22 protein-coding genes and 1 tRNA gene are annotated in these 20,875 nt (G+C 66.6%); 18 read left to right on the top strand and 5 right to left on the bottom strand.

Annotation, left to right across the window (positions count from 1 at the left end; genetic code table 11):
* Window position 1: 1 nt before the first annotated feature.
* From DPV79_RS17590 to DPV79_RS17600, 3 genes are all read right to left on the bottom strand, one after another.
* The gene (locus tag DPV79_RS17590) at window positions 2–616 is read right to left on the bottom strand and encodes a LysE family translocator (protein WP_021162592.1); all 615 of its coding nucleotides are present in this window, start codon (window positions 614–616) and stop codon (window positions 2–4) included.
* A 41-nt stretch (window positions 617–657) separates the two neighbouring features.
* Window positions 658–1,224: an adenine phosphoribosyltransferase gene (locus DPV79_RS17595; protein ID WP_011353218.1), complete on the bottom strand. Its 567-nt coding sequence runs from the start codon at window positions 1,222–1,224 to the stop codon at window positions 658–660.
* An 82-nt stretch (window positions 1,225–1,306) separates the two neighbouring features.
* Entirely contained in the window at window positions 1,307–3,313 is a 2,007-nt protein-coding gene (locus DPV79_RS17600) for a monovalent cation:proton antiporter family protein (RefSeq protein ID WP_048028905.1), read from the bottom strand.
* Window positions 3,314–3,439: 126 nt separating this feature from the next.
* Here DPV79_RS17600 and kdsD point away from each other — a divergent pair, with 126 nt between their 5' ends.
* The 11 genes from kdsD (at window position 3,440) to DPV79_RS17655 (ending at window position 12,687) form a co-directional block, all read left to right on the top strand.
* A complete protein-coding gene (kdsD, locus tag DPV79_RS17605) occupies window positions 3,440–4,423 on the top strand; it encodes an arabinose 5-phosphate isomerase KdsD (protein ID WP_113046069.1) in 984 nt (327 codons plus the stop codon).
* Window positions 4,423–4,959 carry a KdsC family phosphatase gene (locus DPV79_RS17610; protein ID WP_021162596.1) on the top strand — a complete coding sequence of 179 codons (537 nt, stop codon included), beginning with the start codon at window positions 4,423–4,425 and terminating at the stop codon, window positions 4,957–4,959. Before kdsD ends, DPV79_RS17610 begins: the two co-directional genes overlap by 1 nt.
* Window positions 4,960–4,962: 3 nt before the next feature.
* Entirely contained in the window at window positions 4,963–5,577 is a 615-nt protein-coding gene (gene lptC, locus DPV79_RS17615; RefSeq protein ID WP_021162597.1) for an LPS export ABC transporter periplasmic protein LptC, read from the top strand.
* Window positions 5,578–5,597: 20 nt separating this feature from the next.
* Window positions 5,598–6,263: a lipopolysaccharide transport periplasmic protein LptA gene (gene lptA / locus DPV79_RS17620; RefSeq protein WP_021162598.1), complete on the top strand. Its 666-nt coding sequence runs from the start codon at window positions 5,598–5,600 to the stop codon at window positions 6,261–6,263.
* Window positions 6,260–7,036: an LPS export ABC transporter ATP-binding protein gene (lptB, locus tag DPV79_RS17625; protein WP_021162599.1), complete on the top strand. Its 777-nt coding sequence runs from the start codon at window positions 6,260–6,262 to the stop codon at window positions 7,034–7,036. The genes lptA and lptB overlap by 4 nt, the downstream gene beginning before the upstream one ends.
* Before the next feature lie 171 nt (window positions 7,037–7,207).
* On the top strand, window positions 7,208–8,713 hold the full coding sequence (locus tag DPV79_RS17630; protein ID WP_042977154.1) for an RNA polymerase factor sigma-54: 1,506 nt from the start codon (window positions 7,208–7,210) through the stop codon (window positions 8,711–8,713).
* A gap of 158 nt (window positions 8,714–8,871) precedes the next feature.
* Window positions 8,872–9,231 (top strand): ribosome hibernation-promoting factor, HPF/YfiA family, encoded by a 360-nt coding sequence (gene hpf, locus DPV79_RS17635; RefSeq protein ID WP_006477786.1) that lies wholly within the window; start codon window positions 8,872–8,874, stop codon window positions 9,229–9,231.
* 169 nt (window positions 9,232–9,400) lie between these two features.
* Complete coding sequence (locus tag DPV79_RS17640) at window positions 9,401–9,940, top strand: PTS sugar transporter subunit IIA (RefSeq protein ID WP_034195946.1); 540 nt, start codon at window positions 9,401–9,403, stop codon at window positions 9,938–9,940.
* A 131-nt stretch (window positions 9,941–10,071) separates the two neighbouring features.
* Window positions 10,072–11,040, top strand: a complete 969-nt coding sequence (hprK, locus tag DPV79_RS17645; protein WP_011353227.1) for an HPr(Ser) kinase/phosphatase — start codon at window positions 10,072–10,074, stop codon at window positions 11,038–11,040.
* Window positions 11,041–11,115: 75 nt separating this feature from the next.
* Window positions 11,116–12,024 (top strand): RNase adapter RapZ, encoded by a 909-nt coding sequence (rapZ, locus tag DPV79_RS17650; protein WP_021162602.1) that lies wholly within the window; start codon window positions 11,116–11,118, stop codon window positions 12,022–12,024.
* A gap of 27 nt (window positions 12,025–12,051) precedes the next feature.
* On the top strand, window positions 12,052–12,687 hold the full coding sequence (locus DPV79_RS17655; RefSeq protein ID WP_113046070.1) for an LON peptidase substrate-binding domain-containing protein: 636 nt from the start codon (window positions 12,052–12,054) through the stop codon (window positions 12,685–12,687).
* A gap of 107 nt (window positions 12,688–12,794) precedes the next feature.
* Here DPV79_RS17655 and mutY read toward each other — a convergent pair whose 3' ends face one another.
* Together mutY and mutM are read right to left on the bottom strand one after the other, a co-directional pair.
* The gene (gene mutY, locus DPV79_RS17660) at window positions 12,795–13,901 is read right to left on the bottom strand and encodes an A/G-specific adenine glycosylase (protein ID WP_060157525.1); all 1,107 of its coding nucleotides are present in this window, start codon (window positions 13,899–13,901) and stop codon (window positions 12,795–12,797) included.
* A gap of 38 nt (window positions 13,902–13,939) precedes the next feature.
* Window positions 13,940–14,767, bottom strand: a complete 828-nt coding sequence (gene mutM / locus DPV79_RS17665) for a bifunctional DNA-formamidopyrimidine glycosylase/DNA-(apurinic or apyrimidinic site) lyase (RefSeq protein WP_042977157.1) — start codon at window positions 14,765–14,767, stop codon at window positions 13,940–13,942.
* Window positions 14,768–14,853: 86 nt separating this feature from the next.
* Here mutM and DPV79_RS17670 point away from each other — a divergent pair, with 86 nt between their 5' ends.
* From DPV79_RS17670 to pth, 7 genes are all read left to right on the top strand, one after another.
* Window positions 14,854–16,677: a tetratricopeptide repeat protein gene (locus DPV79_RS17670; RefSeq protein WP_048025673.1), complete on the top strand. Its 1,824-nt coding sequence runs from the start codon at window positions 14,854–14,856 to the stop codon at window positions 16,675–16,677.
* A complete protein-coding gene (lolB, locus tag DPV79_RS17675; RefSeq protein ID WP_021163054.1) occupies window positions 16,677–17,297 on the top strand; it encodes a lipoprotein insertase outer membrane protein LolB in 621 nt (206 codons plus the stop codon). Before DPV79_RS17670 ends, lolB begins: the two co-directional genes overlap by 1 nt.
* A 25-nt stretch (window positions 17,298–17,322) precedes the next feature.
* On the top strand, window positions 17,323–18,204 hold the full coding sequence (gene ispE, locus DPV79_RS17680) for a 4-(cytidine 5'-diphospho)-2-C-methyl-D-erythritol kinase (protein ID WP_113046071.1): 882 nt from the start codon (window positions 17,323–17,325) through the stop codon (window positions 18,202–18,204).
* A 55-nt stretch (window positions 18,205–18,259) separates the two neighbouring features.
* Window positions 18,260–18,336 (top strand) — tRNA-Gln (locus tag DPV79_RS17685).
* Window positions 18,337–18,380: 44 nt separating this feature from the next.
* The gene (locus tag DPV79_RS17690) at window positions 18,381–19,343 is read left to right on the top strand and encodes a ribose-phosphate pyrophosphokinase (RefSeq protein WP_027789096.1); all 963 of its coding nucleotides are present in this window, start codon (window positions 18,381–18,383) and stop codon (window positions 19,341–19,343) included.
* 161 nt (window positions 19,344–19,504) lie between these two features.
* The gene (locus DPV79_RS17695) at window positions 19,505–20,110 is read left to right on the top strand and encodes a 50S ribosomal protein L25/general stress protein Ctc (protein ID WP_021163051.1); all 606 of its coding nucleotides are present in this window, start codon (window positions 19,505–19,507) and stop codon (window positions 20,108–20,110) included.
* A 120-nt stretch (window positions 20,111–20,230) separates the two neighbouring features.
* Complete coding sequence (pth, locus tag DPV79_RS17700) at window positions 20,231–20,830, top strand: aminoacyl-tRNA hydrolase (protein WP_021163050.1); 600 nt, start codon at window positions 20,231–20,233, stop codon at window positions 20,828–20,830.
* Window positions 20,831–20,875 lie beyond the last annotated feature (45 nt).

The following is a 20,875-nucleotide window of genomic DNA, read 5'->3' on the forward strand; positions in this document are numbered from 1 at the left end:
GTCAGTCCTTCAGCGCCACGCGGATGCCGATCGCGATGAACGTCGCGCCGGCGATCCGGTCGAGCCACACGCCGGCCTTCGGGCGGCGCTTCAGCCACGCGCCGATCATGCCCGCGCCGACGCCGAACAGCGAGAAAACCACGGCCGTCTGCAGCATGAACAGCGCGCCGAGTTCGAACATCTGCAGCGTCACGCCCTGCCCGCCGTGCGGATCGACGAACTGCGGCAGGAACACGACGAAGAACAGCGTGACCTTCGGGTTCATCAGGTTGCCGATCACGCTCTGCCGGAAGATCGTGCCGAGCGGCTGCGGCGGGCGCTCGTGCGCGTTCGCGAGGCCCTGGCTGCGCAGCGCCTTGATGCCGATCCACACGAGGTACGCGGCGCCCGCGAGCTTCAGGATCTCGAACGCGACCGGCGACGAACGCAGCACGGCCGCGACGCCGAGCGCCGCGAGCGTCGTGTGGAACAGGATCCCGGCGGTGAAGCCGAGCGCGGCGACGAAACCGGCCGCGCGGCCCTGCGAGATGCCGCGTGCGAGCACCTGCAGGTTGTCGGGACCCGGCGCGAACGTAATCGCGATCGACGTGGCGAGAAACAGCATGAAGTTGGGCATCGAGACCTCGCTGTGTAACGTGGAATCAGGCGTGCCGGCGATCAGTGGCCGGCGAATTCGGTGACGGTATAAACCGGCAATCCCGCGTTGCGCAGCAGCGCCGAGCCGCCGAGATCGGGCAGGTCGATGATCGCCGCGCCTTCGACGACCTCCGCGCCGAGCCGCTGCAGCAGGTTGCGCCCCGCCATCATCGTGCCGCCGGTCGCGATCAGGTCGTCCATGATGATCACGCGGTCGCCGGGGCGGCACGCGTCTTCATGGATCTCGACCGTCGCGCTGCCGTATTCGAGGTCGTACGATTCCGAGCGGGTCTTGTACGGCAGCTTGCCGACCTTGCGGATCGGCACGAAGCCCACGCTCAATTCGTACGCGACGATCGGCGCGATGATGAAGCCGCGTGCATCGAGGCCCGCGACGTAGTCGAGCTTCGCATCGACATAGCGCTCGACGAACAGGTCGACGAGGATGCGCAGCGCCTTCGGGCTCTGCAGCAGCGTCGTGATGTCGCGGAACATCACGCCCGGCTGCGGCCAGTCGGGCACCGTGCGGATCTGGCTGTGGATGAAGGCGACCGGATCGAGCGGTGCGCCCGACGACGAATGCGGCATGAAACTCTCCGAAAAAAACGGTGCGCGAAGATCGGGCACCGTTTCGAATAAATACGGGTCAGATTATCAATCCATGCGCGGCTCAGGCTGCCGCGGCCGGCGGATCGCGCCGATGGCGCGACAGCCGCTCCTCCGCGAGCGCGAGTGCCTCGGGCAGCCCGCGCAGCACGACGATGTCGCTCGCGCGCAGCTTGGTCTGCGGATCGGGTTCGACGCCGCGGATGCCGTGCCGGCGGATCGCCGTGACTTCGAGCCCGAGTGCATACAGCCCGAGTTCTTCCAGCGAACGCCCGACCGCGTCCGCGCGCGCATCGACCGGCACCGATTGTAGCCGCACCTGCTCGTGGTCGTCGTCGTCCGCATCGTCCGCGCCGCGGAAATAGCCGCGCAGCAGGCTGTAGCGCTCGTCGCGCATTTCCTCGACGCGCCGCACGACCTTGCGCATCGGCACGCCCACCAGCACCAGCGTGTGCGACGCGAGCATCAGGCTGCCCTCGACGATCTCCGGAATCACCTCGGTCGCACCCGCCGCGAGCAGCTTCTCGAGATCGGCATCGTCGACGGTGCGCACGATCGCGGGCAGCGTCGGCTCGAGTTCGTGTACGTGGTGAAGCACGCGCAGCGCGGACGGCGTGTTCGCATAGGTGATCGCCACCGCCGCCGCGCGATGGATACCGGCCGCGAGCAGCGACTCGCGGCGCGCCGCGTCGCCGAACACGACCGATTCGCCGGCCGCCGCGGCCGCGCTCACACGATCGGGGTCGAGGTCGAGCGCGACGTACGAAATGCCTTCCTGTTCGAGCATCCGCGCGAGGTTCTGGCCCGCGCGGCCATAACCGCAGATGATCACGTGGCCGCGCTGCTTGAGGCTTTGCGTCGCGATCCGCGTCATCTGCAGCGACTGCTGCATCCATTCCGTGGACGAAAGCCGCATCACGATCCGGTCGGCGTTCTGGATCAGGAACGGCGCGGCGAGCATCGACAGCAGCATCGACGCGAGGATCGCCTGCAGCAGCGTCGAATCGACGAGATGCCGGTCGAGGATCAGGTTCAGCAGCACGAAGCCGAATTCCCCGGCCTGCGCGAGCCCGATGCCGGTGCGCATCGCGACACCCGGCGTCGCGCCGAACAGCCGTGCGAGCCCGGCGATCATCGTCCCCTTGAACAGGATCTGCCCGACGAAGAAACCGAGCACGAGGAACGGGTGCTCCCAGATCACGCGCGGATCGAGCAGCATCCCCGTCGTCACGAAGAACAGGCCGAGCAGCACGTCGCGGAACGGCTTGATGTCCTCCTCCACCTGATGGCGGAACGGCGTCTCGGAAATGAGCATCCCCGCGATGAACGCGCCGAGCGCGAGCGACAGGCCGAAGCGGTCGGTGATGAACGCGGCGCCGAGCGTGACGAGCAGCAGGTTCAGCACGAACAGCTCCTGCGACCGGCGCCGCGCGACGACGTTGAGCCAGCGCGTCATGAAGCGCTGGCCGATGACCAGCAGCAGCGTCAGCGCGATCACGATCTTGACGGCCGCGAAGCCGAGCGTGAGCGCGAGGTCCTTCGACGATTCGGCGCCGAACGCGGCGATCACGATCAGCAGCGGCACCACCGCGAGATCCTGGAACAGCAGCACGCCGAAGATGTTGCGGCCGTGTTCGGTCTCGATCTCGAGCCGCTCGGCGAGCATTTTCGACACGATCGCCGTCGACGACATCGCGAGCGCGCCGCCGAGCGCGATGCTGCCCTGCCACGTGATGTGTACCCAGTGCTCGAACAGCATGCCGAGCACGAGCGCGAGCACGAGTGTCGCGACGACCTGCAGCAGCCCGAGCCCGAACACGAGCCGCTGCATCGCCCTCAGCTTCGCCAGCGAGAACTCGAGGCCGATCGAAAACATCAGGAACACCACGCCGAATTCCGCGAGATGCTCCGCGCGCTCGAGGTCGGCCGCGATGCCGAAGGCGTGCGGGCCGACCAGGATGCCGACGGTCAGGTAGCCGAGCATCGGCGGCAGGTTCAGCGAACGGAATACGACGACGCCCACCACCGATGCCAGCAGCAGCAGGAGCGTCATTTCGAGCGGGGAAATCACGGGCAAAGCGTCCTCGTTCGTCGGGGCCACGGGAAAGCGGGCGCGGCAGGGTGGCGGTGGACAGGCGACATCGGACGAGTCCGAAGGCCCGGCGCGGCGAACAAACGCCTTTGCTATACTCCGCGCATGATAGCGAAAATCAATGATGATCGGGCGCTCGCGCTCGCCCGCGACGTGCTCGACATCGAGGCGGACGCCGTGCGCGCGCTGCGCGACCAGCTCGACGGCGGCTTCGTCCAGGCCGTCGCGCTGCTGCTCGGCTGCCGCGGCCGCGTGGTGGTGTCCGGTATCGGCAAATCGGGGCATATCGCCCGCAAGATCGCGGCCACGCTGGCCAGCACCGGCACGCCGGCCTTCTTCGTCCACCCCGCCGAGGCCAGCCACGGCGACCTCGGGATGGTCACCTCCGACGACGTCTTCATCGGCATCTCCTATTCCGGCGAATCGGAAGAACTCGTCGCGATCCTGCCGCTCGTGAAGCGGATCGGCGCGAAACTGATCGCGATCACGGGCCGCGCCGGATCGAGCCTCGGCACGCTCGCCGACTTGAACCTGAACGCCGCGGTCTCGAAAGAGGCCTGCCCGCTGAACCTCGCGCCCACCGCGAGCACGACCGCCGCGCTCGCGCTCGGCGACGCGCTCGCCGTTGCGGTGCTCGACGCGCGCGGCTTCGGTTCGGAAGATTTCGCGCGCTCGCACCCGGGCGGCGCGCTCGGCCGGCGCCTGCTCACCTACGTGCGCGACGTGATGCGCTCGGGTGACGACGTCCCGTCCGTCGGGCTCGACGCGACGCTGTCGGACGCGCTGTTCCAGATCACCGCGAAGCGCCTCGGCATGACCGCCGTGGTCGACGCTGACGGCAAGGTCGCCGGCATCTTCACCGACGGCGACCTGCGCCGCGTGCTCGCGCGCGACGGCGACTTCCGCACGTTGTCGATCACCGACGTGATGACGCGCGACCCGCGCACGATCGCACCGGATCACCTGGCGGTCGAGGCCGTGGAACTGATGGAGCGCCACCGGATCAACCAGATGCTGGTGGTCGATGCCGACGGCGTGCTGATCGGCGCGCTGAACATGCACGACCTGTTTTCGAAGAAGGTGATCTGATGAGCGCAGCGCTGACTGCGGCCGAACGCGCGAGCCGCGTGAAGCTGATGATTTTCGACGTCGACGGCGTGCTGACCGACGGCGGCCTGCTGTTTACGGCGGCCGGCGACACGATGAAGTCGTTCAATTCCCTCGACGGCCACGGCGTGAAGCTGCTCGGCGAAGCCGGCATCGCAACCGCGATCATCACGGGCCGCCGCTCGGAAATCGTCGCGGCACGCGCGAAGGAAATGAAGATTGCGCACCTGTTCCAGGGCGTCGAGAACAAGCTTGCCGTGTTCGCCGATCTCATCGCATCGCTCGGCCTCGCCGCCGACCAATGCGGCTACATGGGCGACGACTGGCCCGACCTGCCCGTGATGCTGCGCTGCGGCTTCGCGACCGCCCCCGCGAATGCGCACCCCGAGGTGATCGCCCGCGCGCACTGGGTGGCCGAGGCCCGCGGCGGCCACGGCGCCGTACGCGAAGTCTGCGATGCGATCCTGCGCGCGCAGCGCCGCTACGACGCGCTGCTCGCGGCCGCCTGCGGAGCCTGACGGATGAACACGCATTTCCGCTGGACCCAGCTGCTGCCGCTCGTCGCGGTCGCCGCGCTCGCGGGCATCACGTGGTGGCTGCTGCAGGCCACGCTGCCGCCGCCCGGCGAGGGCACCGCGCAGCCGAAACGCCATACGCCCGACTATTTCGCGGACAACTTCTCGGTCACCGAGCTCGACCAGTCCGGCTCGACCCAGTACCGGCTCACGGCCGCGAAGCTGATCCACTACGAAGACACCGAAAACAGCGACCTGACCGATCCGGCGATGCGCGCGTTCCAGCCCGGCAAGCCGGTCGTGACGACCACCGCGAAGCGCGGCATCGTCAACGGCGACGTGTCGATCGTCGACTTGTACGACGACGCGCGCATCCTGCGCGCGGCCGGCGGCGGCGATCCGCAGATGCAGGCCGATTCCCAGCATTTCCGGATCTTCGTCAATGACGATGTGATCCAGACCGAAAAGCCGGTTAAACTTCAGCGCGGCCTGTCGCTCGTCAACGCGACCGACGGCATGAAGTACAACAACGTCACCCGGGTCATCGAGCTTTACGGCAACGTGCGCGGCACGATCGCCGCGGCGGACACGTCCGGCGGCTCGAAAGGTCAACCCAAGTGACGCATCCCTCACGTGACTGCATGAACGAACCGTTCCCTCGACAGAATTCCGGCGGCGCTGCGCGCGCCGTCCGCGCCGCGCTTGCCGCGGCGCTCGTGGCGCTCCCGCTGGCCGGGCTGGCGCCGCTCGCCCATGCCGAGAAGGCCGACCAGAACAAGCCGATCAACGTCGAGGCCGACAACCTGACCTATGACGACCTGAAGCAGGTCACGGTCGCGACCGGCAACGTCGTGATCACGAAGGGCACGATCATCATCAAGGGCGATCGCGTCGAAGTGCGCCAGGACCCGGAAGGCTATCAGTACGCCACCTCGTTCGGCAGCGGCAAGAAGCACGCGACGTTCCGCCAGAAGCGCGAAGGCCTCGACGAGTACATCGACGGCGACGCCGAGCGCATCGACTACGACGGCAAGCAGGACCTGACCACGCTGACCACCGCTGCGACCGTGCGCCGCCTGCAGGGCACGTCGACCGTCGCCGATACCGTGCACGGCAGCGTGATCACGTACGACGGCCAGCGCGACTTCTACACCGCGAAGGGCGGCAAGGACGTCGCCGCGCCGGGCAACCCGAACGGCCGCGTGCGCGCGATGCTGTCGCCGAAGAACGGCGGCCCCGCGCCGCTGAACGGCGCGCCGGCGAAGCTGTCGCCGTCGACCACGATCCAGGGGGCGCCGGGCCAATGAACGCACTACCGAACCGCCAGCCGGCCGGCACCACGAGTTCGCTCGTGGTCCGCAACCTGAAGAAGCGCTACGGCTCGCGCACGGTCGTCAAGGACGTGTCGCTCGACGTGAAGAGCGGCGAAGTCGTCGGCCTGCTCGGCCCGAACGGTGCCGGCAAGACCACGTCGTTCTACATGATCGTCGGCCTCGTGCCGCTCGATGCGGGCGAGATCTCGCTGAACGGCAGCTCGATCAGCCTGCTGCCGATCCACAAGCGCGCATCGCTCGGCCTGTCGTACCTGCCGCAGGAAGCGTCGGTGTTCCGCAAGCTGACCGTCGAGGAAAACATCCGCGCGGTGCTCGAGTTGCAGCACGGCGAAGACGGCAAGCGGCTGTCGAAGGACGCGATCGCGTCGCGCACCGAAGCGCTGCTCGACGAGCTGCAGATCGGCCACCTGCGCGAGAACCCAGCGCTGTCGCTGTCGGGCGGCGAGCGGCGCCGGGTCGAAATCGCGCGCGCGCTCGCGACCAACCCGAACTTCATCCTGCTCGACGAACCGTTCGCCGGCGTCGACCCGATCGCGGTGCTCGAGATCCAGAAGATCGTCAAGTTCCTGAAGCAGCGCAACATCGGCGTGCTGATTACCGATCACAACGTCCGCGAAACGCTCGGCATCTGCGACCACGCATACATCATCAGCGACGGTTCGGTGCTCGCCGCCGGTGCGCCGAGCGAAATCATCGAAAACGAAAGCGTGCGCCGCGTGTACCTCGGCGAACACTTCCGGATGTAACTCCCCTTCGTGGCTGGCTGCACCCCGCCCGGCATCGCCGCGCGGGGCCGCGCCCTGCTCTGCAACCACGCCCGCGGCCGTGCCCGCGGCCGGGCGGCGCGCCGCGCGTAATCGCGGATGGCTCAACGCGCCTGGGTCGTGGCAAACTGCCGGTATGACTCCCTCCTTGCCATGAAAGCCAGCCTTCAACTCCGCCTGTCGCAACATCTGGCGCTGACGCCCCAGCTACAGCAGTCGATCCGGCTTCTGCAGTTGTCGACGCTCGAATTGCAGCAGGAAGTCGCGATGGCCGTCGCGCAGAACCCGCTGCTCGAGAACGACGATGAATGGATCGCGAGCCCGCTGCGTGTCGCAGCGGACGGATCGTTGATCGCGCAGACGCCCCCCGCCCAGAACACCGAGCCCGCTGCGACAAACAGTAGCAGTTCGTCGAGCGAGCGCGCCGAGCGCGACGAACCGGCCGGCGCGGACGAATACGACGGTTACGCGTCCGGCGACGGCAACGACGGCCCGCAGTGGAACCTCGACGAATTCGGCCGCGCGAGCGGCGCGTCCGACGACGACGACCTCCCGCCGCTGCAGGTGCAGGAAGCGGCGACGTCGCTGCGCGACCACCTGTCCGCGCAATTGCGCGTCACGCAGGCCAGCCCGCGCGATCGCGCGCTCGTGATGTTCCTGATCGAATCGCTCGACGACGACGGCTACCTGACCGCCACGCTCGACGAAGTGCTCGCCGACCTGCCGCCCGAGCTGGAAATCGACTGCGACGAACTGAACGCGGCGCTCGCGCTGCTGCACAGCTTCGACCCGGCCGGGGTCGGCGCCCGCTCGGCATCCGAATGCCTGAAGCTGCAGTTGCTGCGCCTCGATCCGTCCCCGACACGCACGCTCGCACTCGAGATCGTGTCGCAGCATCTCGAACTGCTCGCCGCCCGCGACTTCACGCGGCTGCGCAAGCACCTGAAGGCGAGCGACGACGCGCTGCGCGACGCGCACACGCTGATCCGCTCGCTGGAGCCGTTCCCCGGCGCCGCATACGGCAAGGCCGAGGCCGACTACGTCGTGCCCGACATCATCGTGAAGAAGGCCGGCCAGGGATGGCTCGCGGAGCTCAATCCGGAGGTCGTGCCGCGCCTGCGGATCAACAACCTCTACGCGAACATCCTGCGCAACAGCCGCGGCGATCCGTCCGCCGGATCGCTCAAGCAGCAGCTCCAGGAAGCACGCTGGCTGATCAAGAACATCCAGCAGCGATTCGACACGATCCTGCGTGTCGCGCAGGCGATTGTCGAGCGTCAAAAGAACTTCTTTGCGCACGGTGAAATTGCCATGCGCCCCTTGGTTTTGCGGGAAATAGCTGATACGCTGGGCCTACACGAGTCGACTGTCAGCCGTGTGACAACCGGGAAGTACATGCTGACCCCGTTCGGGACGCTTGAATTTAAGTACTTCTTCGGATCTCACGTCTCGACCGACACCGGTGGCGCCGCCTCGTCGACCGCCATCCGAGCCCTCATCAAGCAACTGATAGGAGCTGAAGACCCAAAATCGCCACTTTCGGACAGCCGCATTGCCGAGCTGCTGGCAGAACAGGGGTTCGTGGTCGCGCGCCGCACGGTTGCGAAGTATCGCGAAGCCCTCAAGATCCCGGCAGTGAATCTGCGCAAGTCTCTTTAAGCCTGCTGCCTGCCCGGCGGCGGGCGTGTTCCGGCCACCGCGCACACGGGGAACAGGCCGGGCGACCTGTCCGCGATACGCCGCCTCGTGCGGCATGGGCAAGTCGACCGGAGCGCCGCCTCGATGCGGCCGGGTGGTCACTCGCTTGGAGAAGCACTATGAACCTGAAGATCAGTGGACATCATCTCGAAGTCACGCCTGCAATTCGCGAATACGTGATCACCAAGCTGGACCGGGTGCTACGGCATAGCGATCAGGTGATCGATGGCACTGTGATCCTCTCGGTCGACAATCACAAGGAAAAGGACAAGCAGCAGCGCGCGGAAATCAATCTGCACCTGAAGGGCAAGGACATCTTCGTCGAAAGCGCGAACGGTAATCTGTATGCGGCGATCGACCTGCTGATCGACAAGCTGGACCGTCAGGTCGTCAAGCACATGGAGCGCCTGCAAACGCACGCGCACGACCCGATCAAGCTTCAACCGTCGATCGACCAGATCGAACTGCCGCCGCAGTAACCTTCACCGCAACACACACGTCGCCCGGCTCGCCGGGCGTTTTTTTTGCGACTCCGCGCGGTGGTGCAACCGGTCCGTCCACGCTGCGCCACGCACGCAGCTGTGCTCTATAATGTTCCGGTTATCGCCGGGGGGGCGCTGGATGCGGTAGCTGCCTTGCAGATTGCCGATGCAGAACGCCTTGATATCGCCGAACATGGATGATCAGTCTGCCGCCGCAAGGAGACCCCAGGCCGCCCAATCGCCTGCCAACATGAATCGCCTAGCCAAAATCCTGCCCATAGAGAACGTCGTCATCGACCTCTCAGTCACCAGCAAGAAACGCGTGTTCGAACAAGCCGGGCTGATGTTCGAGAATCAGAACGGCATCGCCCGCAGCACCGTCACGGACAACCTGTTCGCGCGCGAGCGCCTCGGCTCGACCGGGCTCGGCGAGGGCGTCGCGATTCCGCACGGGCGCATCAAGGGTCTCAAGCACCCGCTCGCCGCGTTCGTCCGGCTCGCCGATGCGATCCCGTTCGAAGCCCCCGACGGCCAGCCGGTCGGCCTCCTGATCTTCCTGCTCGTGCCCGAGCAAGCCACCCAGCAACACCTCGAGATCCTGTCGGAAATCGCGCAACTGCTGTCCGATCGCGACGCGCGCGAGCGTCTGCACAACGAAACGGATATCGCCGAGTTGCATCGCCTGCTCACTCAGTGGCAACCTTGAGTTGATCCGGGCGGATTATTTTCCCGTACGAGGCGGCACATGCCGCCGTCCAGGGCCGCCCGGCGCCGGCCCGGCATGGCGACGTCCGTCGCCGCGCGCATGCACCGGCCCATTGGAGTGACGGAGCAGTCATGGATACGTCCAGCATCAACGCCCAGAGCATCTTCGACGACAACGCGGCCACGCTGAAACTGAGCTGGCTGACGGGGCATGAAGGCTGGGAACGCGGCTTTTCGGCCGACACCGTCGGCAATGCAACCTCGAGCGCCGACCTCGTCGGCCACCTGAACCTGATCCACCCGAACCGGATCCAGGTGCTCGGCGAAGCCGAAATCGACTACTACCAGCGGCAGACCGACGAAGACCGCTCGCGCCACATGGCCGAGCTGATCGCCCTCGAACCGCCGTTCCTCGTCGTCGCGGGCGGCGCCGCCGCCCCGCCCGAACTCGTGCTGCGCTGTACGCGCTCGTCGACCCCGCTGTTCACGACGCCGATGTCGGCCGCCGCGGTGATCGACAGCCTGCGGCTCTACATGTCGCGGATCCTCGCGCCGCGCGCGACGCTGCACGGCGTGTTCATCGACATCCTCGGGATGGGCGTGCTGCTGACCGGCGATTCGGGCCTCGGCAAGAGCGAACTCGGCCTCGAGCTGATCAGCCGCGGCCACGGCCTCGTCGCCGACGACGCGGTCGATTTCGTCCGACTTGGCCCCGATTTCGTCGAAGGGCGCTGCCCGCCGCTGCTGCAGAACCTGCTCGAAGTGCGCGGCCTCGGCCTGCTCGACATCAAGACGATCTTCGGTGAAACCGCCGTGCGGCGGAAAATGAAGCTGAAGCTGATCGTGCAGCTCGTGCGGCGCCCCGACGGCGAATTCCAGCGCCTGCCGCTCGAAAGCCAGACCGTCGACGTGCTCGGTTTGCCGATCAGCAAGGTCACGATCCAGGTTGCAGCCGGCCGCAACCTCGCGGTGCTCGTCGAGGCAGCCGTCCGGAACACGATCCTGCAGTTGCGCGGAATCGACACGTTGCGCGATTTCATGGATCGGCAACGACTCGCGATGCAAGATCCCGACAGTCAATTCCCCGGCAAACTGGTGTAACCCGCACGCGCCGGCCACGCAACGCCGACGCGTCGAGCCGGTGCTATGATGAAACGTCAGGATTCTCTGCTTCCCATGCGCATCGTCCTCATCACCGGCATCTCCGGCTCAGGCAAGTCCGTCGCGCTGAACGCGCTCGAAGACGCAGGCTATTACTGCGTCGACAACCTGCCGCCGCACGTGCTCCCCGAACTTGCCCGCTACCTCGCGGAGGATGGCCAGCACCGGCTCGCGGTCGCGATCGACGCGCGCTCGAGCGCATCGCTCGACGAAATGCCCGGCCTGATTCGCGAGCTGTCGCGCGAGCACGACGTCCGCGTGCTGTTCCTCAACGCGAGCACCCAGTCGCTGATCCAGCGCTTCTCCGAAACGCGCCGCCGTCATCCGCTGTCCGGCTCGCTGTCGCACGATGCGGACGTCGGCCTGCTGTCGTCGCTCGAGGAAGCGATCGAGCGCGAACGCCACCTCGTCGCGCCGCTCGCCGAATTCGGCCACCAGATCGACACGAGCACGCTGCGCGCGAACGCGCTGCGTACGTGGGTCAAGCGCTTCATCGAGCAGAAGAACAACGACCTGATGGTGATGTTCGAATCGTTCGGTTTCAAGCGCGGCGTGCCGCTCGACGCCGACCTGATGTTCGACGTGCGCGCGCTGCCGAACCCGTACTACGACCACGAGTTGCGCCCGCTCACCGGGCTCGACCAACCGGTCATCGCCTTTCTCGACGCACTGCCGATCGTCCACCAGATGATCGACGACATCCATGCGTTCCTGATGAAATGGCTGCCGCACTTCCGCGATGACAACCGCAGCTACCTGACCGTCGCCATCGGCTGCACGGGCGGGCAGCATCGTTCGGTGTTCATCGCGGAAACGCTTGCCGCGCGCCTTGCGCGCGAGGCGAACGTGATCGTGCGGCATCGTGACGCGCCAGTGGATGTCGACGCGTCGTCGCGGCTCGTCTCCGAGGTCGACCGACCCTAGCGACGCACGCCCCAACGCCCGCGCGCCATGTCCTCCCTATCGACCACCCTGATCGACCTGCCGCTGTTTCCGCTGCACACGGTGCTGTTTCCGGGGGGGCTGCTCCCGCTCAAGGTGTTCGAGGCGCGTTATCTCGACATGTCCCGCGCGTGCCTGCGCGACAACGCGCCGTTCGGCGTGTGCCTGCTGAAGAGCGGGCCCGAAGTCGCACAGGACGGCGCCGTGTCGGTGCCCGAGACCATCGGCTGCATGGCGCGCATCACCGAGTGCGACACCGGCGAATTCGGCATGCTTTATCTGCAGGCCGTCGGCACGCAGCGTTTCGAACTGCTGTCGTATCGCGTCGAAGGCAACGGGCTGCTGGTCGGCATCGCGGAGCCGCTGCCCGACGACATCCCGCTCGAAGGCGAGCAGGCGCTCGCTCAATTCGGCTCGTGCGCCGAGGTGCTCGAGCGCATCATCGACGCGCTGAAGAAGTCCAATCCGGAGAAAATGCCGTTCGGCGAACCGTTCCGCCTCGACGATCCGAGCTGGGTGTCGAACCGCCTCGCGGAACTGCTGCCGCTCGACCTACGCGCGCGGCAGAAGCTGATGGAGTTTCCGGACGTCGGCGCACGCATCGATGCCGTGCACCACGTACTCGACCGGCACGGCTGGCTGTAACTCCCGCGGCCGATTCCGTCGCGCGTCGCACCCGCCGGAAGACCTTTCCCGCCAGCGGCATCCCGGCGCGTTCCCGAACCCGGCCCGCACCGCGCCCTTCCCGTTCGTTACAGCAGCGGCCCGCTCAGCGCATCGAGCAGCTTGCGCACGGGCGCCGGCACGCCGTACGCATCGAGCCGGCTCAGCGGGACCCACGCGGTATCCGCGTCCCGCGCCCCCGAAAGCAGGCCGCCACCGTCGGCCATGTCGCTCAGCCGAGGCTCGATCTCGAGCCGGAAATGCGTAAACGTGTGCGTGAGCGACGCGAGCGGCACCGTGCCGCCGCCGCCGAAGCCGCGCGCGAGTTCCGCAAGCGCGGCGTCGCCGTCCGCTTGCGGCAGGCTCCACAGCCCGCCCCAGATGCCGGTCGGCGGCCGGCGCTCGAGCAGCACGGCGTCACCGTCGCGCAGCACGAGCATCCAGGTCTTGCGTGTCGGCACCGCCTTCTTCGGCCGCGCGGCCGGCAGCTCGCGCTGGCGGCCCGTCGATTGCGCAACGCAATCGCCCGCGAACGGGCAACGCGCGCAATCGGGCTTGCCGCGCACGCACAGTGTCGCGCCGAGATCCATCAGCCCCTGCGTGTACGCGCTCACGTCGGCCGCATTCGCGGCGTCGGGCAACAGCGATTCGGCGAGCGCCCACATGTCGTTCTCGACACGCTTCTCGCCCGGAAAGCCCTCGACGCCGAAAACCCGGGCAAGCACGCGCTTCACGTTGCCGTCGAGGATCGTCGCGCGCGCGCCATACGCGAACGACGCGATCGCCGCGGCCGTCGAACGGCCGATGCCCGGCAGTTCGGCCAACGCGTCGGGCGTCGCCGGAAACGCGCCGCCATGCTCGGCGACGACGGCCTGCGCGCAGCGGTGCAGGTTGCGCGCGCGCGAGTAGTAACCGAGGCCCGCCCACAGCGCCATCACGTCGTCGGTCGGCGCGGCCGCGAGCGCGGCGACGTCCGGGTAGCGTTCGAGAAAGCGCGTGTAATACGGGATGACGGTCGATACCTGCGTCTGCTGCAGCATGATTTCCGACAGCCAGATTCGGTACGGATCGCGCGTGTTCTGCCACGGCAGGTCGTGGCGGCCATGCTCGCGCTGCCATGCGACCAGGCGCGTGGCGAACGTGCGATGCAGCGGCGTGACGGGGAACGGAGCGGGGGCGATGCGGGGCGGCTTCAAGTTATCTGATCGGGGAAAAAGGTTTCAACGCTGAGGTTTCAACGCTGGCAGGTCGGGCAAAAATAAGTCGACCGTTGGCCCTGAACGATCTGGCGAATCGGTGTGCCGCATACGCGGCACGGTTGGCCGGCACGGTCGTAGACGAAGCAGTCGAGCTGGAAATAGCCGCTTTCGCCGTTGCTGCCGACGAAATCGCGCAACGTGCTCCCGCCACGCTCGATCGCGTCGGCGAGCGTCGCGCGCACCGCGTCGGCCAGCCGCTCGTAGCGCGGCAGCGAGACCTTGCCGGCGGCCGTCGTCGGCCGGATGCCCGCGCGAAACAGGCTCTCCGACGCATAGATGTTGCCGACGCCGACGACCATGTCGCCCGCCAGCAGCGCCTGCTTGACCGACACGGTGCGGCCGCGCGTGCGCGCGTGCAGCAGCGCGCCGGTAAACGCCGGCGAGAACGGCTCGACGCCGAGGCTCGCGAGCAGCGGATGTGCATGCACGTCGCCTGCTTCGCGCGGGTGCCACAGCACCGCGCCGAAACGGCGCGGATCGCGGAACCGCAGCACGAATTCGTCGAAGATCCAGTCGATGTGGTCATGCCTGGCGGCGACTGGCACGCCGTCGGCGGGCAGCACGCGCAGCGTGCCCGTCATGCCGAGATGGACGATGAACCAGCCTGCGTCGACCTCGAACAGCAGGTACTTGCCGCGACGCTCGACGGCGAGCACCTCGCGCGCGCGCAACTGCTCGGCGAGCCCTGCCGGCACGGGCCAGCGCAACATCTCGGTACGGACGTCGACTCGCTCGACGCGGCGGCCCGCGACAAAGGGCTCGATGCCCCGGCGCGTGACTTCGACTTCTGGCAACTCTGGCATGTTTTACGGGTCTGAGGCTGGATTCACGATCGTGCGTGTATTGTAGCGAGCGCGTTACAATCGGTTGAAACATCGAACGGATTTCCATGACCCTGCCCTCGAAGCTGCTTCTGAAGCGCCCCGCCGCCGTGCGCGGCGCGCGTGCCTTCCCGGTCCGCCGTGCGCTCGGCGCCGCGCTGTTCGCCGCCTGGACCCTCACCGCCTTCCCGGCTCACGCGCAGGATCCGGCATCGGACGACGCGGAACCGCAGGGCGCGTTCGAGCACGTGATGCCGGACGAGCAGAAGAATCTCCCCGGCGTTCCGCTGACGAGCCAGATCGTCTACCAGGTGCTCGCCGCCGAGGTCGCGCTCCAGCGCAACCAGCCCGCGCCGGCCTACCAGACCTACCTCGCGCTTGCCCGCGACACGCGCGATCCGCGCATGGCCCAGCGCGCGACCGAGATCGCGCTCGGTGCGCAGAGCCCGGCCGATGCGCTGTCCGCCGCGAACCTGTGGCGCCAGTACGCACCGGAATCGAACCGGGCGTCGCAAGTCGACGCCGCGCTGCTGGTGCTCGCCGGCAAGCCGGCCGACGCGCAGCCGATGCTCGCGCGCGAGCTGGCCCGGGCGACCGGCGAGACGCGCGGCCCGGCGATCCTCGCGCTGCAGGCGCTGCTCGTGCGCGGCCCCGACCGCGTCGGCGGCCTCGCGGTGCTGAAGGACATGCTGAAGAACGACCTGAACCGGCCCGAGGCTCAGCTCGCGATCGCGCGCCAGCAGCTTGCGGTCGACGACAAGGACGGCGCCGCGCAGTCGCTGAAGCAGGCGCTGCAGATCCGCCCCGACTACCTGCCGGCGGCCCTGATGCTGTCGCAGATGGGGCCTGCGGAACGCGCGGCGGGCATCGCGTCGTTCGAGAAGTATGTTCAGCAGAATCCGAAGTCGCGCGATGCGCGGCTCGCGCTGTCGCAGCTCTATCTCGCCGACGATCGCCTCGACGACGCGCAGAAGCAGTTCGAGACGATGCGCAAGCTCGACTCGAAGGATCCGACGCCGCTGATGGCGCTCGCGCTGATCAAGATCCAGCAGAAGAAGCTCGACGAAGCCACCGCCTACCTGAAGCAGTACGTGCAGCTCGGCGACAAGCAGCCGAACCTCGACGTCGGCCAGGGCTACATCTACCTCGCGCAGATCGCGATCGACCAGAACAACGACGCGCAGGCGTCGCAATGGCTCGACAAGGTCGATCAGACGAGCCAGCACTATCTCCCCGCGCAGATCACGCGCGCGCAACTGCTGCAGAAACAGGGCAAGACCGACGAGGCGCGCAAGGTGCTCGACAACCTGCCGATCACGGATCCGCGCGATGCCGCCGTGGTCGCTCGCACCGACGCGTCGATCCTGTTCACCGCGAAGCGCTATCCGGAAGCCGAGGCCCGGCTCGGGCAGGCGGTCCAGGACTTCCCGGACGATCCCGACCTGCGCTACGACTACGCGATGGCGGCCGAAAAAACCGGCCACTACACGACGATGGAAAAGCAGTTGCGCGAGCTGATCCGCACGCAGCCCGACAATCCGCAGGCGTACAACGCGCTCGGCTATTCGCTCGCCGACCGCAACCAGCGGCTGCCCGAAGCCAGCAAGCTGATCGACAAGGCAATGACGCTCGCGCCGAACGATGCCTACATCATGGACAGTCTCGGTTGGGTGAAGTACCGGATGGGCGATACGGCCGGCGCGGCGAAGGTGCTGCGGCGCGCGTACGAACTGCAGCCGAACGCCGAAATCGGCGCGCATCTCGGCGAAGTGCTGTGGAAGAGCGGCGCGCAGGACGACGCGCGTTCCGCGTGGCGTGACGCGCAGAAGCTCGAGCCGGACAACGAAACGCTCGTGCAGACGCTGAAGCGCCTCCAGATCAACGGCCTCTGATGCAGATGTTCCCGACGTTTTCCCTGTCCTCCCGCGCGCAGCGCACGCTGGCCGCAGCCGGCGCGGCGCTCGCGCTCGCCGGCTGCGCGAGCACGCCGCCGTCGGCCAGCGCGCCGACGGGCGCGCCGCTGCAGACCGCCGCAACGCACGCTTACCATGGCCGCTTCGCGGTGCAGTACGACGACCGTCTCGGCAAGCAGCAGAACGTGTACGGCAACTTCGACTGGCAGGAGCACGGCGACGACGTGTCGCTCGAGCTGCGCAGCCCGCTCGGCCAGACGCTCGCGGTCGTGAAATCGACGCCGCAGGCGGCATCGCTCGAATTGCCGAACCGTCCGACGCAATATGCGCCGGACGTCGGCGACCTGATGCAGAAAACGCTCGGCTTCGAACTGCCGCTCGCGGGCCTGCGCTACTGGCTGCTGCCCACGGCCGCGCCCGCGACCCCTGCGGAGACGGTGCGCGACCCGGCCGACGGCACGCGCGTCAAGCAGATCCGCCAGGACGGCTGGACGATCGACTACCTCGCCTACGCGGATGCCCCGGCCACGGGCGTCAAACGCGTCAACCTCGTGCGCGCGACCCCGCCGCTCGACATCAAGCTCGTGCTCGACCAGTGAGCACCGGCCCAGCCCAGACATACGCATGACCGATTCGACCCGCTCGCTGCGCAATTGCCTTGCGCCCGCGAAACTCAACCTGTTCCTGCACATCACCGGCCGCCGCCCGAACGGCTATCACGATCTGCAGAGCGTGTTCCAGTTGCTGAACTGGGGCGACACGCTGCATTTCACGCTGCGCGACGACGGTCGCGTCGTGCGCGTCACCGACGTGCCCGGCGTGCCCGAGGAAAGCGACCTCGTGGTGCGCGCGGCCAACCTGCTGAAAGCACATACGGGCACCGCGCACGGCGTCGACATCGAGATCGACAAGTGCCTGCCGATGGGGGCCGGCCTTGGCGGCGGCAGCTCCGACGCCGCAACGACGCTGCTCGCACTGAACCGCCTGTGGCGACTCGACCTGCCGCGCGCCGAGCTTCAGTCACTCGCGGTCAAACTCGGCGCAGACGTTCCGTTTTTTATTTTTGGAAAAAATGCGTTCGCAGAGGGTATCGGAGAAGAATTAGCTGAGGTACAATTGCCGACTCGCTGGTTCTTGGTTGTGACGCCAAGCGTTCATGTCCCGACCGCTGAAATATTTTCAGATGAGTTGTTGACAAGAGATACGAAGCCCGTCACAATTGCTGACTTTCTTGCACAGCAAACCAGCGATGCGGGATGGCCAGATAGCTTCGGCCGGAACGACATGCAGGAAGTTGTAACAAGGAAGTACGCGGAAGTTGCGCAGGTGGTTAAAAGGTTGTATGATTTGACCCCCGCGAGGATGACCGGCTCCGGAGCAAGCGTGTTTGCAGCGTTTCACAGCAAGCACGAGGCAGAAGCGGCGAAAGCCAGGCTGCCCGCCAGTTGGAAGGGTGAAGTTGCCGAGAGCCTGAACGAGCATCCGCTCTTCGCTTTCGCGTCATGAAGTTTTACTTTGCCGAACGGCCTACACGAGTTCGGTGAAGCAGTCAGTTAAGTGTAGGGGAGTCGCCAAGTTGGTCAAGGCACCGGATTTTGATTCCGGCATGCGAGGGTTCGAGTCCTTCCTCCCCTGCCAAAAATTTTCCCGCATTTCCCGCCCAAGCCTGAAGCAGGTGCACGATGAGCAGCCACAGCCATGATGGCCTGATGGTCTTTACTGGCAACGCGAATCCCGCGCTCGCCCAGGAAGTCGTCAATATCCTTGGTATCCCCCTCGGCAAAGCAATGGTCAGCCGTTTCTCCGACGGCGAGATCCAGGTCGAGATCCAGGAAAACGTGCGCGGCAAGGACGTCTTCGTCCTGCAATCCACGTGCGCACCGACGAACGACAACCTGATGGAACTGATGATCATGGTCGATGCGCTCAAGCGCGCATCCGCCGGCCGGATCACTGCAGCCATCCCCTACTTCGGCTACGCCCGTCAGGATCGCCGCCCGCGTTCGGCGCGCGTTGCGATCTCGGCGAAGGTCGTCGCGAACATGCTGGAAATCGCCGGCGTCGAGCGGATCATCACGATGGATCTGCACGCCGACCAGATTCAAGGCTTCTTCGACATCCCGGTCGACAACATCTACGCAACGCCGATCCTGCTGGGTGACCTGCGCAAGCAGAACTACCCGGATCTGCTCGTCGTGTCGCCGGACGTCGGCGGCGTGGTGCGTGCCCGGGCACTCGCGAAGCAGCTCAACTGCGATCTCGCGATCATCGACAAGCGTCGCCCGAAGGCGAACGTCTCCGAAGTGATGAACATCATCGGTGAAGTCGAAGGCCGCACCTGCGTGATCATGGACGACATGGTCGATACGGCAGGCACGCTCTGCAAGGCCGCGCAAGTGCTGAAGGAGCGCGGCGCGAAACAGGTTTTCGCCTACGCGACGCACCCAGTGCTGTCGGGTGGCGCGGGTGATCGGATCGCCGCATCGGCACTCGACGAGCTGGTGGTCACCGACACGATCCCGCTGTCCGCCGAATCGCTCGGCTGCTCGAAGATCCGTGCACTGACGAGCGCGAGCCTGCTGGCCGAAACGTTCTCGCGGATCCGCCGCGGCGATTCGGTGATGTCGCTGTTCGCGGAATCCTGATCGCGAATCGACTGAACAAAGCATGCGCAGAAAGCGAAGCGGCAACGCTTCGCTTTTTGCACAATCGGACGGGATAGACGAAACCCCGTCCGCTTCATCGGGGGCCGACATTTGACGGCCCCGTTTTACTGCCTGGTCGCGGGCAGCCATTGGAGAATCATATGAAAGTCGTCGCTTTCGAGCGCCAACAGCAAGGTACGGGTGCGAGCCGCCGCCTGCGCAACGCCGGTAAGACCACGGGTATCGTTTACGGTGGCGAAGCAGCCCCGCAAAAGATCGAACTCGATCACAACGCCCTGTGGCACGCCCTGAAGAAGGAAGCTTTCCACTCGTCGATCCTCGACCTCGAAGTGGCTGGCCAGTCGCAACAGGTTCTGCTGCGCGACGTGCAATACCACCCGTTCAAGCAACTGGTGCTGCACGTGGACTTCCAGCGCGTTGACGCGAAGAAGAAGCTGCACACGAAGGCTCCGCTGCACTTCCTGAACGCTGAAATCAGCCCGGCCGTGAAGCTGTCGAGCGCGATCGTTTCGCACGTCGCGACGGAAATCGAAATCGAGTGCCTGCCGGCTGACCTGCCGGAGTTCCTCGAAGTCGACCTGTCGAAGATCGAAGCCGGTCAATCGCTGCACGCGAAGGACATCGCACTGCCGAAGGGCGTCGCGCTGGTCGCGCACGTCGACGCGGAAAACCCGGTTGTCGCATCGGCGACGGTCCCGGCTGGTGCCGTGTCGGACGCAGCCGAAGGCGAAACGCCGGCTGCCTAAGCGGCTGCCTACGCGCCCCATCGATCCGTTTCACGAAACGGTCGACGCAACCCGCCGCGGCTTGCCCGGCGGGTTTTTCTTTTTCTGCGCCCAGGCGGCGGCTGCCGCCTTCGAAACGTCATGATCAAATTGATCGTCGGCCTCGGCAATCCCGGGGCGGAATACACCGCGACGCGCCACAACGCCGGCTTCTGGCTGATCGACCAGCTCGCCCGCGAAGCAGGCGCGACGCTGCGCGACGAACGCCGCTTCCATGGCTTCTACGCGAAAGCGCGCCTGCACGGTGAGGAAGTCCACCTGCTCGAGCCGCAAACCTACATGAACCGCTCCGGCCAGTCGGTCGTCGCGCTCGCGCAGTTCTTCAAGATCCTGCCCGACCAGATCCTCGTCGCACACGACGAGCTCGACCTGCCGCCCGGCACCGTGAAGCTGAAGCTCGGCGGCGGCAGTGGCGGCCACAACGGCCTGAAGGACATCACCGCACACCTGTCGTCGCAACAGTACTGGCGGCTGCGAATCGGCATCGGCCATCCGCGCGACCTGATTCCGGAAAGCGCCCGCGCCGGCGCGAAGCCCGATGTCGCGAACTTCGTGCTGAAGCCGCCGCGCCGCGAGGAACAGGACGTGATCGACGCGTCGATCGAACGCGCGCTCGCCGTGATGCCGATGGTCGTCAAGGGCGAACTCGACCGCGCGACGATGCAGCTGCATCGCAACTGACCGCAGCGCTCCACCACGACCGTCGCGCCGTCCGGCGTCGCCGGG

Source organism: Burkholderia reimsis, assembly GCF_003294055.1.
GTDB classification, from domain to species: Bacteria; Pseudomonadota; Gammaproteobacteria; order Burkholderiales; family Burkholderiaceae; genus Burkholderia; species Burkholderia cepacia.

Bases quoted from the DNA above. Each gene is read 5' to 3' on its own strand.
- DPV79_RS17590 (WP_021162592.1), bottom strand. From the start codon at position 616: ATGCCCAACTTCATGCTGTTTCTCGCCACGTCGATCGCGATTACGTTC.
- DPV79_RS17595 (WP_011353218.1), bottom strand. From the start codon at position 1,224: ATGCCGCATTCGTCGTCGGGCGCACCGCTCGATCCGGTCGCCTTCATC.
- kdsD (WP_113046069.1), top strand. From the start codon at position 3,440: ATGATAGCGAAAATCAATGATGATCGGGCGCTCGCGCTCGCCCGCGAC.
- DPV79_RS17610 (WP_021162596.1), top strand. From the start codon at position 4,423: ATGAGCGCAGCGCTGACTGCGGCCGAACGCGCGAGCCGCGTGAAGCTG.
- lptC (WP_021162597.1), top strand. From the start codon at position 4,963: ATGAACACGCATTTCCGCTGGACCCAGCTGCTGCCGCTCGTCGCGGTC.
- lptA (WP_021162598.1), top strand. From the start codon at position 5,598: ATGAACGAACCGTTCCCTCGACAGAATTCCGGCGGCGCTGCGCGCGCC.
- lptB (WP_021162599.1), top strand. From the start codon at position 6,260: ATGAACGCACTACCGAACCGCCAGCCGGCCGGCACCACGAGTTCGCTC.
- DPV79_RS17630 (WP_042977154.1), top strand. From the start codon at position 7,208: ATGAAAGCCAGCCTTCAACTCCGCCTGTCGCAACATCTGGCGCTGACG.
- hpf (WP_006477786.1), top strand. From the start codon at position 8,872: ATGAACCTGAAGATCAGTGGACATCATCTCGAAGTCACGCCTGCAATT.
- DPV79_RS17640 (WP_034195946.1), top strand. From the start codon at position 9,401: ATGCAGAACGCCTTGATATCGCCGAACATGGATGATCAGTCTGCCGCC.
- hprK (WP_011353227.1), top strand. From the start codon at position 10,072: ATGGATACGTCCAGCATCAACGCCCAGAGCATCTTCGACGACAACGCG.
- rapZ (WP_021162602.1), top strand. From the start codon at position 11,116: ATGCGCATCGTCCTCATCACCGGCATCTCCGGCTCAGGCAAGTCCGTC.
- DPV79_RS17655 (WP_113046070.1), top strand. From the start codon at position 12,052: ATGTCCTCCCTATCGACCACCCTGATCGACCTGCCGCTGTTTCCGCTG.
- mutM (WP_042977157.1), bottom strand. From the start codon at position 14,767: ATGCCAGAGTTGCCAGAAGTCGAAGTCACGCGCCGGGGCATCGAGCCC.
- DPV79_RS17670 (WP_048025673.1), top strand. From the start codon at position 14,854: ATGACCCTGCCCTCGAAGCTGCTTCTGAAGCGCCCCGCCGCCGTGCGC.
- lolB (WP_021163054.1), top strand. From the start codon at position 16,677: ATGCAGATGTTCCCGACGTTTTCCCTGTCCTCCCGCGCGCAGCGCACG.
- ispE (WP_113046071.1), top strand. From the start codon at position 17,323: ATGACCGATTCGACCCGCTCGCTGCGCAATTGCCTTGCGCCCGCGAAA.
- DPV79_RS17690 (WP_027789096.1), top strand. From the start codon at position 18,381: ATGAGCAGCCACAGCCATGATGGCCTGATGGTCTTTACTGGCAACGCG.
- DPV79_RS17695 (WP_021163051.1), top strand. From the start codon at position 19,505: ATGAAAGTCGTCGCTTTCGAGCGCCAACAGCAAGGTACGGGTGCGAGC.
- pth (WP_021163050.1), top strand. From the start codon at position 20,231: ATGATCAAATTGATCGTCGGCCTCGGCAATCCCGGGGCGGAATACACC.